The sequence below is a fragment of the Actinomadura sp. NPDC048394 genome, assembly GCF_040651755.1.
Classification (GTDB): domain Bacteria; phylum Actinomycetota; class Actinomycetes; order Streptosporangiales; family Streptosporangiaceae; genus Spirillospora; species Spirillospora montaniterrae.
Window position 1 is genome coordinate 143,291 of sequence record NZ_JBEZJL010000001.1, and the last position, 14,749, is coordinate 158,039.

14 protein-coding genes are annotated in these 14,749 nt (G+C 74.4%); 4 read left to right on the top strand and 10 right to left on the bottom strand.

Features of this window, described 5'->3' with window-relative positions:
* Positions 1–15 precede the first annotated feature (15 nt).
* From AB0C78_RS00755 to AB0C78_RS00765, 3 genes are all read right to left on the bottom strand, one after another.
* Entirely contained in the window at positions 16–435 is a 420-nt protein-coding gene (locus AB0C78_RS00755) for a DUF4260 family protein (RefSeq protein ID WP_360740187.1), read from the bottom strand.
* Positions 436–517: 82 nt separating this feature from the next.
* Positions 518–1,087 carry a DUF4240 domain-containing protein gene (locus AB0C78_RS00760; RefSeq protein ID WP_360740190.1) on the bottom strand — a complete coding sequence of 190 codons (570 nt, stop codon included), beginning with the start codon at positions 1,085–1,087 and terminating at the stop codon, positions 518–520.
* 62 nt (positions 1,088–1,149) lie between these two features.
* Positions 1,150–1,818, bottom strand: a complete 669-nt coding sequence (locus AB0C78_RS00765; RefSeq protein ID WP_360740193.1) for a class I SAM-dependent methyltransferase — start codon at positions 1,816–1,818, stop codon at positions 1,150–1,152.
* A 114-nt stretch (positions 1,819–1,932) separates the two neighbouring features.
* Here AB0C78_RS00765 and AB0C78_RS00770 point away from each other — a divergent pair, with 114 nt between their 5' ends.
* A complete protein-coding gene (locus tag AB0C78_RS00770) occupies positions 1,933–2,379 on the top strand; it encodes a MarR family transcriptional regulator (protein ID WP_151541991.1) in 447 nt (148 codons plus the stop codon).
* A 36-nt stretch (positions 2,380–2,415) separates the two neighbouring features.
* On the opposite strand, the gene AB0C78_RS00775 is transcribed toward AB0C78_RS00770, so the two are convergent.
* Genes AB0C78_RS00775 through AB0C78_RS00790 form a run of 4 tightly spaced genes read right to left on the bottom strand, consistent with a single transcriptional unit; the run spans position 2,416 to position 8,097 of the window.
* A complete protein-coding gene (locus tag AB0C78_RS00775) occupies positions 2,416–3,564 on the bottom strand; it encodes an acyl-CoA dehydrogenase family protein (protein WP_360740196.1) in 1,149 nt (382 codons plus the stop codon).
* Positions 3,565–3,566: 2 nt separating this feature from the next.
* Positions 3,567–4,490: a hydroxymethylglutaryl-CoA lyase gene (locus AB0C78_RS00780; protein ID WP_360740199.1), complete on the bottom strand. Its 924-nt coding sequence runs from the start codon at positions 4,488–4,490 to the stop codon at positions 3,567–3,569.
* Positions 4,490–6,427, bottom strand: a complete 1,938-nt coding sequence (locus AB0C78_RS00785) for a biotin carboxylase N-terminal domain-containing protein (RefSeq protein WP_360740202.1) — start codon at positions 6,425–6,427, stop codon at positions 4,490–4,492. Before AB0C78_RS00785 ends, AB0C78_RS00780 begins: the two co-directional genes overlap by 1 nt.
* 56 nt (positions 6,428–6,483) lie before the next feature.
* The gene (locus tag AB0C78_RS00790; protein WP_360740205.1) at positions 6,484–8,097 is read right to left on the bottom strand and encodes a carboxyl transferase domain-containing protein; all 1,614 of its coding nucleotides are present in this window, start codon (positions 8,095–8,097) and stop codon (positions 6,484–6,486) included.
* A gap of 76 nt (positions 8,098–8,173) precedes the next feature.
* Between AB0C78_RS00790 and AB0C78_RS00795 the strand changes: the two genes are divergently transcribed.
* From AB0C78_RS00795 to AB0C78_RS00805, 3 genes are all read left to right on the top strand, one after another.
* Entirely contained in the window at positions 8,174–8,785 is a 612-nt protein-coding gene (locus AB0C78_RS00795) for a TetR/AcrR family transcriptional regulator (RefSeq protein ID WP_360740208.1), read from the top strand.
* Between the two features lie 134 nt (positions 8,786–8,919).
* Entirely contained in the window at positions 8,920–10,476 is a 1,557-nt protein-coding gene (locus AB0C78_RS00800; protein ID WP_360740211.1) for an AMP-binding protein, read from the top strand.
* A 161-nt stretch (positions 10,477–10,637) separates the two neighbouring features.
* Positions 10,638–11,915, top strand: coding sequence for a chromosome segregation ATPase (locus AB0C78_RS00805; protein ID WP_360740214.1), 1,278 nt, complete (start codon positions 10,638–10,640; stop codon positions 11,913–11,915).
* Positions 11,916–12,049: 134 nt separating this feature from the next.
* On the opposite strand, the gene AB0C78_RS00810 is transcribed toward AB0C78_RS00805, so the two are convergent.
* The 3 genes from AB0C78_RS00810 to AB0C78_RS00820 are packed head-to-tail and all read right to left on the bottom strand — an operon-like array spanning position 12,050 to position 14,594.
* Positions 12,050–12,796, bottom strand: a complete 747-nt coding sequence (locus AB0C78_RS00810) for an adenosylcobinamide amidohydrolase (RefSeq protein ID WP_360740452.1) — start codon at positions 12,794–12,796, stop codon at positions 12,050–12,052.
* 2 nt (positions 12,797–12,798) lie between these two features.
* Positions 12,799–13,569: an ABC transporter ATP-binding protein gene (locus AB0C78_RS00815; protein ID WP_360740217.1), complete on the bottom strand. Its 771-nt coding sequence runs from the start codon at positions 13,567–13,569 to the stop codon at positions 12,799–12,801.
* A complete protein-coding gene (locus AB0C78_RS00820; protein ID WP_360740220.1) occupies positions 13,566–14,594 on the bottom strand; it encodes an iron ABC transporter permease in 1,029 nt (342 codons plus the stop codon). The genes AB0C78_RS00815 and AB0C78_RS00820 overlap by 4 nt, the downstream gene beginning before the upstream one ends.
* Positions 14,595–14,749 lie beyond the last annotated feature (155 nt).

Consider the following 14,749-nt stretch of genomic DNA (forward strand, 5'->3'; position numbering starts at 1 on the left):
GGACGGGGGAGGGGGTCAGCGGCGCTGGAAGCCGTCCTTGGTGCGCAGGCCGTAGCCGACGGCGCGGTCGAACGAGATGTGCGCCATCCAGCCGCAGAGCCCGGCGAAGATCGGCGCCCACGTGATCGGGGCGACGGTGTAGAGCGCGATGAGCGCGAGCGGGACCAGCGCGCGGTGCGCGGCGTTGTAGTACGGGACGGCGCGCGCCGGGAGCTGCCCGCGCTCGACGGTGTGCGCGTCGCGCATCCCGGCCAGGAACGTGAGGTCGGGCGCGATGAAGAACACGACGGCCAGGAGCGCCGCGACCCAGCCGTGGTTGACGCCTTCGACGACGGCGAACGCGGTCCAGAACAGCGCGTTCGCGCCCCACGCGCTGCGGCGGACAACGACGGGGACGAGGTGCTTGCGGACGGCGTGCGCGGTGACGGTGCTCATGACCTACCTCCTGGCTAATGACGTTAGCCACAACCTAAAGCTAATCTCATTAGCTGTCAAGCTCATGAGCTGAACCAGGTGGTCAGAGGAAGAGGGCGGCTAGGCGGGGGAGGTGGAGGCGGGTTGCGGTGTCGTCCTCGACGTTCCAGTCGTCGCCCACGGGATGCTCGGGGCGCTGCATCGCGCGCACGGCCGACTCCATCGCCGCGTCGAACGACTCGGTCTCTCCGATGGTGCGCTTGTAGGCGTTGCGGGCCGCGTAGTGCAGGCCTTCCGCGCCGATCCAGCCCTCGTCCTCCTGGCCCATCCGCACGACGGTCGGGACGTCGGCCAGGGTGTCGGGGTCGTCGACGGCCCGGGTGAACACGTCGCGTCCCAGCAGGGCGAGGCCGGCGCGGAAGTCCATGAAGCCGTCGTCGCCGCAGCCGCCCTCGATGAGGTAGGCGGCGTTCCAGAGCGGCCGCCGGTACGCCGAGTCGAGGACGCGGGTCAGCATGGCGTCGAACGCGACGATGCCGGGGCCGTCCAGGGCGAGGAGCCGATCGGTCACCAGGTCGACCAGCGGGTCGTCGGGGGAGTCGCGGTCGTCGGCGTGCTCGCCGGCCTCGGCCCGCGCGTCCTCGATCAGATCCCACCAGGCCTGCTCGTCCATGCGTCCTCCCGCACCTCGGCTTCGTCCGCCGACCAATGTGGCGTACGGGTCGGACATACCGGTTAGACGGGGCGGGCGGTGAACCAGGCGCCGTCGTCGTCCAGGAAGCGGTCGAGGCGCAGGCCCGCCGCCTCCAGCACCGCGGGCAGGTCCTCGTCGCCGAGGCGCCGGGTCGTGAACGTGTGCGTCCAGCGGTGCTCCCCGATCCGGTATTCGAGCGTCGCGACGACGGTCCCGGGCTCGGGCCGCTCGACCCGCGCCTTCCGGTACCGGACGCCGTCGCGCGTCCACTCCCGCGGGGCGTCGTCGCGCCAGGTGGCGTCGGTGTCGCGCTGGATCACGACCACGCCGTCCGGCCGGACGTGGCGCCGGCAGGCCGCCAGGAGGGCGTCCCGGTCGCCGTAGTTGACCAGGTACGACATCAGCAGCACGCAGCCGAACCGGTCGGGCAGGTCGAGGTCCTGGATCGGCGAGCGGACCGTCCGCGCGCCCTCGATCCGGGCGAGCATCGCGGCGGAGTCGTCCACCGCCGTCACCGGATGGCCGAACTCCATCAGCGGACGGGTGACCCGCCCGGCGCCCGCGCCCAGCTCCAGGATCGGCGTGCCGGCCGGGATCGTCGTGTGGACGAGCGCGGCGCTCGCGACGTCCGGCGGGAGCGCGGCGTAGAACTCGACCGCCGACCCGTCGCGCGCGATCTCCCCGGGCCCCGTCCCGGCCGTTCCCGCCATGGCGTCGCCTCCCCGTCTTGATCACCATGCTCGGCGCGCGCCCCGGCCGCCGTCAACCCGCGCATTGGACAGGTTGAACTGGACAGTTTGAACTGAATAAATTACACTGGGGTCATGAGCGACAGCGTCGAGGCCATCTCCCCGTCGGCCGCCCGCGCCGCCCGCGAGGTGCGGGTCGTGTTCAGCCGGCTGCGCCGCAGGCTGCGCGAGATCGGCGGAGCCCACGATCTCACGCCGTCGCAGACGGCGGTACTGAGCCGGCTGCTCAAGGACGGGGCCGCCACCGCGAGCGGGCTCGCCGCGGCCGAGGGCGTCCGCCCGCAGTCGATGGCCGCCACGCTCGCCGTGCTGGAGGAGCGCGGCCTGATCCGCCGCGACCCCGACCCGCAGGACGGCCGCCGCCAGCTGGTCACGCCGAGCGACGCCGGACGCGAATGGGTCGAGGGCTCCCGGCAGGCCCGCGACGAATGGCTGAGCCGCGCCCTCCAGGACCGCTGCACCGAGGAGGAGCGCGAGACGGTCCTGAGGGCCTTCGCCGTCCTCGACCGCATCGTCCAGTGAGCGGGAGAGGGGCGCGCCCCCTCTCCCGCTCCGGTCTCAGGCCGGGGGCAGGCCGAGGGCGCGGGCGATCAGCATCCGCTGCACCTCCGACGTCCCCTCGCCGACCTCCAGGATCTTCGCGTCCCGGTAGAAGCGGCCGACCGCGTACTCGTTCATGAAGCCGTACCCGCCGAAGACCTGCGTGGCGTCGCGGGCGTTGTCCATCGCCGCGTTCGACGCGACGAGCTTGGCGATCGCCGCCTCCTTCTTGAACGGCTCCCCGGCCAGCATCTTCGCCGCCGCCGCGTAGTACGCGAGGCGGGCCGTGTGCGCGCGGACCTCCATGTCGGCGATCTTGAACTGCATGGCCTGGTAGCGGCCGATCTCCTTGCCGAACGCCTGCCGCTCGCCCGCGTAGCGCAGGCACTCGTCCACGCAGCCCTGCGCCAGGCCGACCGACAGCGCGGCGATCGCGATCCGGCCCTCGTCCAGGATCCGCAGGAACTGCGCGTAGCCCCGGCCGCGCTCGCCGACGAGGTTCTCCGCCGGGACGCGGACGTCGTCGAACGACAGCTCGCGGGTGTCCGAGGACGACCAGCCGACCTTGGAGTACTTGCGGCCGACGGTGAAGCCGGGCGTGCCGCTCGGCACGATGATCGTGGAGATCTCGCCGTCGCCGGTGAACGCGGTGACGGTCACGAACGCGGTGATGTCGGTGCCGGAGTTGGTGATGAACGCCTTCGACCCGTTGATCACCCACGAGTCGCCGTCCAGCCGGGCCGTCGTCCGCATGCCGCCCGGGACGTCGGAGCCGCCGCCCGGCTCCGTCAGCCCGAACCCGGCGAGCTTCTCACCGGACGTCAGCATCGGCAGCCAGCGCGCCTTCTGCTCGTCCGACCCGAACCGGTAGATCGGCATCGCGCCGAGCGAGACGCCCGCCTCCAGCGTGATCGCGACCGACGAGTCGACCCGGGCCAGCTCCTCCAGCGCCAGGCAGAGCGCGAAGTAGTCGCCGCCCATCCCGCCGTGCTCCTCGGGGAACGGCAGCCCGAACAGCCCCATCTTGCCCATCGCCGCGACGATGTCGTACGGGAACTCGCCGCGCTCGTACAGGTCCCCGATCACCGGGGCGACGGTCTCGCGCGCGAACCGCTCGACGGTGCGCCGCAGCTCCTCCTGCTCGTCGCTGAGCTTGAAGTCGATCATCATTACTCCGTTTTCGGTGACAGGGCCTGGACGACGCGGGACGGGCTCGGGCGGCCGAGCCGCCCCGCCATCCAGCGGCTGGTGGCGACGAGCTTGCCGAGGTCGACGCCCGTCTCGACGCCGAGCCCGTTCAGCATCCAGACGAGGTCCTCGGTGGGCAGGTTCCCGGTGGCGCTCTCGGCGTACGGGCAGCCGCCGAGGCCGCCCGCCGACGCGTCCACGACGGTGACGCCGGCGCGCAGCGCGGCGAGCGTGTTGGCGAGCGCCTGCCCGTAGGTGTCGTGGAAGTGCACGGCCAGCCGCTCGGTGCCGATGCCCGCCGCGACCAGCGCTTCGATCAGCGCGGTGACGTGGCCGGGCGTGCCGACGCCGATCGTGTCGCCGATGCTCAGCTGCGAGCAGCCGAGGTCCATCAGCCTGGACGCGACGGACACGACCTGCTCGATCGGGACGTCGCCCTCCCACGGGTCGCCGCACGCCATAGACACGTACGCGCGCACCCACAGCCCCTCGGCGCGCGCGCGTTCCACGACGGGCGCGAACATCGCGAGCGACTCGTCCACGGTCCGGTTGAGGTTGCGGCGGGCGAACGTCTCGGTGGCGCTGCCGAAGATGGCGATCTCGGTGATGCCGTTGGCGAGCGCCCGGTCCAGGCCCCGCTCGTTCGGGACGAGCACCGGGTACCGGACGACGCCGGACCGGGGGAGGACCCCGAGCAGCTCCTCGGCGTCGGCGAGCTGCGGCACCCACTTCGGGTGGACGAAGCTCGTCGTCTCGATCGTGCCGAGCCCCGCGTCCGCGAGCCGGGTGACGAACTCCGACTTCACCTCGACAGGGACGATCGCCTTCTCGTTCTGCAGCCCGTCCCGGGGTCCGACCTCGTAGATCGTGACCCGCTCGGGCAGGCCCGGCAGCGGTGTCGGCATCATGCCTCCTCGATCACGGCCAGCACCGCGTCCAGGGCGACCTGGGCGCCGGCGCGGGCCGGCAGCTGCGCCACGACGCCGGCGCGCGGCGCGGTGACGGTGTGCTCCATCTTCATCGCCTCGACGACGACGAGCGGCTGTCCCTCGTCCACCCGGTCGCCCTCGGCGACCTTGACGGCCAGGACCGTGCCGGGCATCGGGCTGCGCAGGACGCCGTCGCCGGACGCGTCCGCCGCGGCGCCGCCCTCCGCCTTGACGTGCTCGGCGAGCGCCCACGCGTGCCCGTCGCGCCCGAGCCAGAGCGTTCGGCCGTCGCGGGCGGCGGTGAACGACACCGTCCGGCCGCCGTAGGTGAGCGTCGAGCCGGACAGCGACGCCGCGACCGGCTCGCCGTCGCCGATGACGACCTGCGCGGACGCGGCGCGTCCCTGCACGCGGACCTCGACGGGCTCGCCGCCGGACGGGGTGATGATCCACGGCGTCCAGGCGTGCGCGCCGGGGCGCCAGCCGTCCGGGATCGACCACGGGTCGCCGTCGGCCGGTTCCAGCGCGAGCATCCGGTCCAGCGCGGCGGCGGCGAGCACCTCCGGCGGCACGCCGTCGCCCGAGGTCAGCTCGTCGAGGGCGCGCTCCACCAGGCCGGTGTCGAGGTCGCCGGACGCGACGGACGGGTGCTTGATCAGCGCCCGCAGGAACGCCACGTTCGTCGGCACGCCCAGCAGCGTGTACCCGGCGAGCGCCCGGTCGAGGCGGTGCAGCGCCTCGGTGCGGTCGGCGCCGTGGACGATCACCTTCGCCAGCATCGGGTCGTAGGACCCGCCGACCTCCGTCCCGACGTCGAGGCCCGAGTCGACGCGGGCGCCCTCCGGCTCGCCGAGCGCGAGGACGGTTCCGCCGGTCGGCAGGAAGCCGCGCGCCGGATCCTCGGCGTAGACGCGCGCCTCGATCGCGTGGCCGTCCAGCCGCACGCCGTCCTGCCCGAACGGCAGCGGCTCGCCGGCCGCGACCCGCAACTGGAGCTCGACCAGGTCCAGGTCGGTGACCAGCTCGGTGACGGGGTGCTCCACCTGCAGCCGGGTGTTCATCTCCATGAAGAAGAACTCGTCCGGGCGGTCGGCGGACACGATGTACTCGACCGTCCCCGCGCCCACGTACCCGACGGCCTGCGCGGCCGCGACGGCGGCGGCGCCCATCCGCGCGCGGGACGCCTCGTCCAGCAGCGGCGACGGCGCCTCCTCGACGATCTTCTGGTGCCGGCGCTGCAGGCTGCACTCGCGCTCGCCCAGATGGACGGCGTTGCCGTGCGCGTCGGCGAACACCTGGATCTCGATGTGCCGGGGGTTCTCCACGAACCGCTCGGCGAGCAGCGTGTCGTCGCCGAACGAGCCGCGCGCCTCGCGGCGGGCGGACGCGATCGCGTCCGGCAGGTCCGCCGCGTCGCGGACGAGCCGCATGCCCTTGCCGCCGCCGCCCGCCGACGGCTTCAGCAGCACCGGAAGGCCGACCTCCAGCGCGGCGGCCTCCAGCTCGGCGTCCGACAGGCCCGGCTCGTCCCGTCCGGGCACGACCGGGACGCCGGCCGCGGCGACCGTCCGCTTCGCGCGGATCTTGTCGCCCATCGCCTCGATCGCGGACGCGGGCGGCCCGATGAACACCAGCCCGGCATCGGCGCAGGCCCGCGCGAACGCCGTGTTCTCGGCGAGGAACCCGTACCCGGGGTGGACGGCCGCCGCGCCCGCCGCGCGGGCGGCGCCGACGACCGCCTCGATGTCCAGGTAGGACGGGATGCGGAGCGCCTCGTCGGCCTCCCGCACATGGCGCGCGCCCGCGTCGGCGTCCGTGTGGACGGCGACCGAGTGGATCCCGAGCCGCCGCAGCGTACGGAACACGCGGACGGCGATCTCACCCCGGTTGGCGACCAGGACGCTGTCGAACATCGATGCTCCGCGTCGGGATGACGCTGCTGCTCCGCGTCGGGTTGACACTGTGCCCCTCACATCCGGAAGACGCCGTAGCCGACCGGCTCCAGCGGTGCGTTGGCGGCGGCGGACAGCCCGAGGCCGAGGACGCGGCGGGTGTCGAGCGGGTCGATCACCCCGTCGTCCCACAGCCGGGCCGTCGAGTAGTACGGGTTGCCCTGCGCCTCGTACTGGTCGCGGATCGGCGCCTTGAACGCCTCCTCGTCCTCGGCGGGCCAGTCCTCGCCGCGGGCGTCCATCTGGTCGCGGCGGACCGTCGCCAGCACGCTCGCGGCCTGCTCGCCGCCCATGACCGAGATGCGGGCGTTCGGCCACATCCACAGGAAGCGCGGCGAGTACGCCCGGCCGCACATCGCGTAGTTGCCCGCGCCGAACGACCCGCCGATGACGACCGTGAACTTCGGGACGCGCGCGCACGACACGGCCGTGACCATCTTCGCGCCGTGCTTGGCGATGCCGCCCGCCTCGTACTCGCGGCCGACCATGAAACCGGTGATGTTCTGCAGGAACACCAGCGGGACGCTGCGCCGGTCGCACAGCTCGATGAAGTGCGCGCCCTTCTGCGCCGACTCGCTGAACAGGATGCCGTTGTTGGCGACGATCCCGACCGGGTGCCCGTGGATGCGCGCGAACCCGGTGACGAGCGTCGCGCCGTACTCCTTCTTGAACTCCTGGAACCGGCTGCCGTCCACGATCCGCGCGATCACCTCGCGCACGTCGTAGGGGGTGCGCGGGTCGGGCGGGACGACCCCGTACAGCTCGGACGGGTCGACCGCGGGCTCCTCCGACGGCGCCACGTCCCACGGGCGCGGCTCGCGCGGGCCGAGCGTGCCGACGATGTCGCGGACGATCCGCAGCGCGTGCGCGTCGTCCTCGGCGAGGTGGTCGGTCACCCCGGACGTGCGGGAGTGCAGCTCGCCGCCGCCGAGCTCTTCGGCCGTCACGACCTCGCCGGTCGCGGCCTTCACCAGCGGCGGGCCGCCGAGGAAGATCGTGCCCTGGCCGCGGACGATCACCGCCTCGTCGCTCATCGCGGGGACGTAGGCGCCGCCCGCCGTGCACGAGCCGAGGACCGCCGCGATCTGCGGGATGCCGCGCCCGGACATGGTCGCCTGGTTGTAGAAGATGCGGCCGAAATGTTCGCGGTCGGGGAACACCTCGTCCTGCCGGGGCAGGAACGCGCCGCCGGAGTCGACCAGGTAGACGCAGGGCAGCCGGTTGTGCAGGGCCACCTCCTGCGCGCGCAGGTGCTTCTTGACCGTGACCGGGTAATACGTCCCGCCCTTCACGGTGGCGTCGTTGGCGACGATCACGCACTCGCGGCCGGCCACCCGGCCGACGCCGGTGATGATCCCGGCGCCCGGCGCCTCGTCGCCGTACATGCCGTTCGCGGCCAGCGGCGACAGCTCCAGGAACGGCGAGCCAGGGTCGAGCAGCGTGTCGACCCGGTCGCGGGGGAGCAGCTTGCCGCGCGCCACGTGCCGCTCGCGGGCCCGCTCCGGACCGCCGCGCCCGGCCCGGTCGACGCGGTCGCGCAGCTCGGCGACCAGCGCCTCGTTGTGCGCTGCGCTCGCCTTGAACGCCTCGCCGGCGACGTCGGCGCGGCTGCCGATCTCGGGTCCGGTCATGGTCCCCTTCCCAGTTAATGCTCGTTAACAACGCCGATGTTAATGCCGATTAACATCTCTAGTCTAGACTGTCCCCATGTCCTCCTACCCGGCCCCGGCGCCCGGCGACCCGGCCGCCGGGCCGCCGCTCGCCGCGGTCAACCCGCGCCGCGCCGAGATCCTCGCCGCGGCGGCCGAGCTGTTCGCCGCCCGCGGCTACCACGGGGCGTCCATCGGCGACCTCGGCCGGGCCGTCGGGCTCACCGGGCCCGCGCTCTACCGGCACTTCACCGGCAAGGAGGCCGTCCTCGCCGAGATGCTCGTCGACATCAGCGAGCGGCTGCACGCCGAGGGCGTCCGCCGCGCCGCCGACCCCGACCCCGGCCGGGCCCTCGACGCGCTGCTGCGCTGGCACATCGCGTTCGCGCTGGACAACCCCGCGCTCATCACCGTCCACGAACGCGAGCTCGACAACGTCCCCGCGCCGCAGCGCCACGAGGTCCGCCGGCTGCAGCGCGCCTACGTGGAGGAATGGGTGGCGGTGCTGCGGCGGCTGCGCCCCGCCCTGCCCGACGGGCGGACGCGCGCCGCCGTCCACGCCTGCTTCGGCCTCCTCAACTCCACCCCGCGCAGCGCCGCCGGCCTCGACCGCGACGCCATGGGCGACCTGCTGCACACCATGGCCCGCGCCGCCCTCGAAGCCGCCTGACGCGCGCGCCGCGCCCGGCCGGCCCCGGGCGGCCCGGATTCCGGACGGTCCGCAATCTTGACGCGCCGACACCCGGGTGGGTCATATGGGATGAAAGGTCACCGGCCATCCCACCCGCTGCAGAGGAGAGCCGTATGGGCGTCGAGGGCGTCGGCTTCTACGAGATCGCGACCAACGACCCGGACCGCCCCGCGATCCTGGCCCCCGGCGTACCCGTCTCCTACGGAGAGCTGCACGCCGAGGTGAACCGGCTGTCGAACGCCCTGGACGGGCTCGGGCTGCGGCCCGGCGACGCCGTCGCGACCGTCCTCGGCAACCGCCCCGACTTCCTCACCGTGCTGCTGGCGGCGATGCAGTCCGGCCTCTACATCGTGCCGGTCAGCCGGCACCTGACCGCGCCCGAGATCGGCTACATCCTCGCCGACTGCGGCGCCCGCGCCGTCGTGACCGAGAGCGCGTTCGCGGATGTCGTCTCCGGCGCCGCCGATGAGGCCGGGATCGCCGCCGGGCTGCGGATCAGCGTCGACCCCGCCGACGGCTACCGCTCGATGGCGGGGCTGTGCGCGACCGGCAGCGCCGCACCCCCGGCCAAGCGCCGGATGGGCTCCATCATGCTCTACACGTCCGGGACGACCGGGCGCCCCAAGGGCGTGCGGCGCCCGCTGCTCGACGTCCCGCCGGAACTGCTCTTCGACCTCATGCGCTCGACCCTGATGACCCACCTGGGCCTCGAACCGGGCGACGAGGTGCACCTCGCGATCGGACCGCTCTACCACTCCGCGCCCTGCGTCCACGCGATGATGGCGCTCAACCTCGGGCACGCCGTCGTCGTCGCGTCCCGGTTCCGGCCCGAGCAGACCCTCGAACTGATCCAGCGGCACGGCGTCACCAACTCCTTCATGGTGCCGACCATGTTCCACCGCATGCTCGCCCTGCCCGACGAGGTCCGCGCCCGCTACGACCTGTCGTCGCTGCGGCAGGTCTACCACAGCGCCGCACCGATCCCCGTCGAGACCAAGCAGCGGATGATGGACTGGTGGGGGCCCGTCCTCTACGAGTACTACGGCTCCACCGAGAGCGGCGCCGTCGTCGTCGCCACCCCGCAGGACTGGCTCGCCCACCCCGGGACGGTCGGCCGCGCCGTCGACGGCGTGCAGATCAAGATCCTCGACCCGGAGGGCGCGGAGCTGCCGCCCGGCGAGACCGGCCTGATCTACGCCGCCGGCCAGCCGGGCTTCGAATACCACGGCGACCCCGACAAGACCGCCTCCACCATGCGCGGCGCGTTCTACACCCCCGGCGACCTCGGCCACCTCGACGAGGACGGCTGGCTCTACATGAGCGACCGCCGCACCGACCTCATCATCTCCGGCGGCGTCAACATCTACCCGGCCGAGATCGAGTCCGTGCTGCTCCAGCATCCCGCCGTCGGCGACGTCGTCGTCATCGGCGTCCCGGACGAGGACTGGGGGCAGCGCGTCGTCGCCCTCGTCGAACCCGCCGACGGCGCCGACGGCGCCGACGCGGGCGACGCCCTCGCCGCCGAGCTGCTCGCCCACTGCGAGCCCCGGCTGGCCCGGCTCAAGCACCCGCGCAAGGTGGAGTTCCGCGCGACGCTGCCGCGCACCCCGTCCGGCAAACTCAGCCGCAGCCGCGTGCGCGACGCCTACCTGCGGGAACAGGCGGGCTAGGCGGTCGCGCGCGGCGCGTGGGGGAGGGGCGCCGCAAGTCGCCGGCGAGACCGTCGAACGTTCCCGCGTTGCGCCGCGTACAACGGCACATGGAAGACCAGAAGGTCGCCCCGTTCGACAGCGCCCCGACCCCTGCCGCCCCGACGTTGACCGACCTTCCAGTGATCACGGACCCCGGCTTCTACAACGACCCCGCGTACGCCGCCCAGAGCGTCCCGCCGGAGGACGCGCCGTCCGCCGCGCCCGCGGGCGACGGAGCCGGGCTCGACACGGGGCTCGACACCGGGCTCGACGCCGGGCTCGACACCGTGCCCCGCGCCGGGATCGCCCGCGTCGGCGACCCGGTCGCGGTCTGGCCGTGCGCCGGCTGCGGCAGGCCCGTACCGCAGCCGGTGCGCGGCGCCCGCACCGTCCGCTACTGCCAGGACACCGGCGGCGCGTGCGAGCGGGCCGCGCACGAGCAACGCGAGCGCGCGCGCGAGGTGCCGGGACTCACCGGCCAGGTCGCCTGGACGTGGGAGATGGTGGAGCGGCTCGAAGCCGTCGCCGACCGGCTCGCCGGGTCGCTGGTCTCCGAGCTGGGCGTCGCCGGCGTCGAGCGGCGGGTCGCCGACGCCCGCGCCGACGCCGCCGGTGAGGTCGCCATCGCGCAGCGGGAACGGGACGCCTCCCAGCGGCAGGCCGAGGCCGCCTGGCGCGAGACCACGACCGCCCGCGCGCGCGCCGACGCCGCCGAGGAGGAGGCCGCCGCCGCCCGCGCCGCGGCCGAGCAGGCCGCCGCCGAACGCGACACCGCCCGGCGCGAGGGCCAGGAGGCCATGGACACCGCGGACGCCGCCGTCGCCGCCCAGCTCGCCGCCGAACGCGAGCGCGACCGGATCGCCTCCCGCGAGGGCGAGCTGCTCGCCGCGCTCGAGACCGCCCGGACCGAGCTCGTCGGCCTGCACGGCCGGCTGTCGGAGACCGAGACCGTCGTCGAGGGGCAGCGGATCGAGGCCGCCGCCGCCCGGCGCGCCGCCGACGACCTGCGCGCGGCCGTCCGCGACGCCGAGACCCAGCGCGGCCAGGCCGTCGCCGACCGCGACCAGATCCAGGCCCGCGCCCGCGAGATCGAGGAGCGCAACTGGGACCTGTCGCGCGCCAACGAGGAGCTCCGCGCCGCCGTCCAGACCCTCACCGCCGAACGGGACGCCGCGCGCGCCGAGGCCGACCGCGCCCGCCGCCGCGTCGACGCGCTCACCCGCCCGGCGGACCCGCGGCCGGACGGCCGGCCCGCCGCCGACCGGGAGCCCCCGACCGGCCTGCACCCCCTGCCCCCGCTCAACGGGTCGTCGCTGAACGGGTCCTCGCCGCATGCGTCCTCGCGGTCGAACGGGTCGTCGCTGGACGGTACCGATCCGCTCGCGGTCAACGGCCACCGCCTTCCCCACGCCGGCTGACCATCGGCCGGCGTACCGACGACGAGGAGGAGGTGAGGCCCTTCACCCCAAGGCACTGGCCCTGAACCGGCCGCCCGCACCGCACCGGGGTGGTGGGGCGGCCGGTACGCCGGTTTTCAGGTCGGTATGCCTGGCTAGGGCCGGCTGGTTCGCAGGTACTCGGTGTAGTCCTCCGCGCCCGCGCGGACCGCCGCGTGCACGGCGCGCGCGATCCGGGCGCCCCACGTCGAGCGGGGGCCCGCGAACGGCTCCTGCTCGCCCGACGTCGACGCCGCCACGCAGATCGCGTCCGACGCGGTGCCCGTGCACGGGTAGCCCGCCTCCAGGAGCGCCTGCGTCTTGGCCTCCGTCGCGGTGACCACGGCGTTCACCAGCGCGGCATCGCTCAACGCGACCGGCACCGCGACGACGATGTTGATCGTCCCGGGTCGCGGGGGAGCGGGACGCGGTGGCGCGGGTCGCGGTGGCGCGGGTCGCGGGGGAGCGGGTTCGTGCGCCGGCAGCGGGACGTCGAGGTGGAGCGGCGCCAGCTCCGGGTCGGCGGCCCCCTCGGGCGCCGCCGCCCACGTCGGCACGCGCAGCCCGACCGTCGCCGAGACGGCGACGCCGCCGTCCTCGCGCCGCATCGTCCGGGCCACGGACGCGGCCGTGAGCATGCCGGTCCCCGGGCCGTCCAGCCCGAACGACGCGGCCAGCTCCGCCAGATGGACGACCGGGTCCGTCCGCGCGTACCGGCCGCGGACCTGCGCGTTCATCACCCAGTTCAGCGGCCCGATCCCGCCGCCGAGCATCGCCGACGACACCGCCCGCCACCCGCCGCCCGCGCGCCACACCGTCGCGGCGAGCCGCGCGCCGTCCTCGTCCCGCCAGACCAGCTCGATGTTCACGGACGCTCCAGCGACAGCAGGGGCCGGCCGTCCGGCCCGGGAAGGACGTGCACGCGGGCGTCGAAATGCTCCTGGATCGCCGCCCTGGTCAGCACCTCGCCGGGCGCCCCCGCCGCCGCGACCCGGCCGCCCGACAGCAGCACCAGGTCGTCGGCGTACTGCCCGGCCAGCGTCAGGTCGTGGATCGTCGTCACGACGGTCAGCCCGTCCGACAGCCGGAGCTGGTCGATCAGCTCCATCACCTGCTGCTGGTGGCCGATGTCGAGCGCCGTCGTCGGCTCGTCCAGCAGTAGCACCGACGTCTGCTGGGCCAGCGCGCGCGCCAGCACGACGCGCTGCCGCTCTCCGCCGGACAGATGGTCGAGCGGACGATCCGCGAGCCCGGTCAGGTCGAGGCGGTCGAGGACCTCGCCCGCGATGGTCCGGTCGCGCGCGCTCTCGCGGCCCAGATGCGGGATGTAAGGGGACCGGCCCAGCAACGTGTAGTCGAACACCGTCATCCCGACCGGAAGGTTCGGGCTCTGCGGGGCGTACGCCACAAGCCGCGCGCGCTGCCGCGGCTTCAGCGCCGACAGGTCCGCGCCCGCCACCGCGATCTCGCCCGCGCACGGCAGCAGCCCCAGCACCGCCCGCAGCAGCGTCGACTTCCCCGCCCCGTTCGGCCCGATCACCGCCGTCCACGACCCACCCGGGACCTCCAGCGACACGCCCTTCAGCACCGGACGCCCGCCCAGCGCCACGTCGAGGCCCCGCACCGCGACCGTCACGTCTCCACCTGCCGGCGGCTCGCCCGCAGCACCGCCACGAAGAACGGCCCCCCGACGAACGCCGTCACCACGCCGAGCGGCAGCTCGCCCGGCGCGATCACCGTCCGGGCCACCAGGTCGGCCAGCTCCAGGAACGCCGCCCCGCCGAGCAGCGACAGCGGCAGCACCACCCGGTACGACCCGCCCGCCAGCCGCCGCACCGCGTGCGGCACCACGATCCCGACGAACCCGATCAGCCCGCTCACCGCCACCGCGCTCGCCGTCGCCAATGACGCCGCCACCAGCACCGTCAACCGGACCCGCACCGCCGACAGCCCGAGCGACGCCGCCTCCTCGTCGCCGACGCTCAGCACGTCCAGCAGCCGCCCGTGCGCGAGCAGCACCACCGTCGAGACCAGCGAGTACGGCGCGACGAGCGCCAGCTGGTGCCAGTCCGCCGAACCGACGCCGCCGAGGATCCACGAGTAGATCCGCTGCAGCTCCTCCGCCTTCACCTGCTGGACGAACGTCTGCACCGCCGACAGGAACGACGACACCGCCACCCCCGCCAGCACCAGCGTCGCCGCCCGGTTCCCGCGCCCCGCCGCGCTGCCCAGCGCGTACGCCATCGCGACGCCGAGGATCGCGCCCGCGAACGCCGCCAGCGGCACCCCGTACCCCGGGTCGCCCGGCACCAGCACGATCACCAGCGTCGCCCCGACGCCCGCGCCCGCCGCCGCGCCGAGCAGGTACGGATCGGCCAGCGGGTTGCGGAACACCCCCTGGTATCCCGCGCCGGCCATCGACAGCATCCCGCCGACCAGCGCCGCCATCAGCACCCTCGGCACCCGCAGCTGGAACAGGACGTTCTCGTCGACGACGCTGAACCCGCTGTCGACGTGCACGAACGGGATCCGGTCGGCGAGCGCCTTCAGGATCCCCGCGACCGGCAGCCCGGCCGCGCCCACCACCAGGCCCGCCAGCAGCGTCGCCGCCAGCAGGACCAGCGCCACCGCCAGCGGCAACGCCCGCAGCCGCCCCCGCACCCGAGGCCCGGCCTCCTTCCGCCCCGCCACGACCCCCGCCCCGCGCGCGCTCCGAAACCCGCGCCCGGAGACGTCCTCAGCCCGCCCCGAGACGCCCTCCCCGTCCCCCCGGACGTCCTCAGCGTCCGCGGAGACGCCTCCCGCATCTGCCGTGA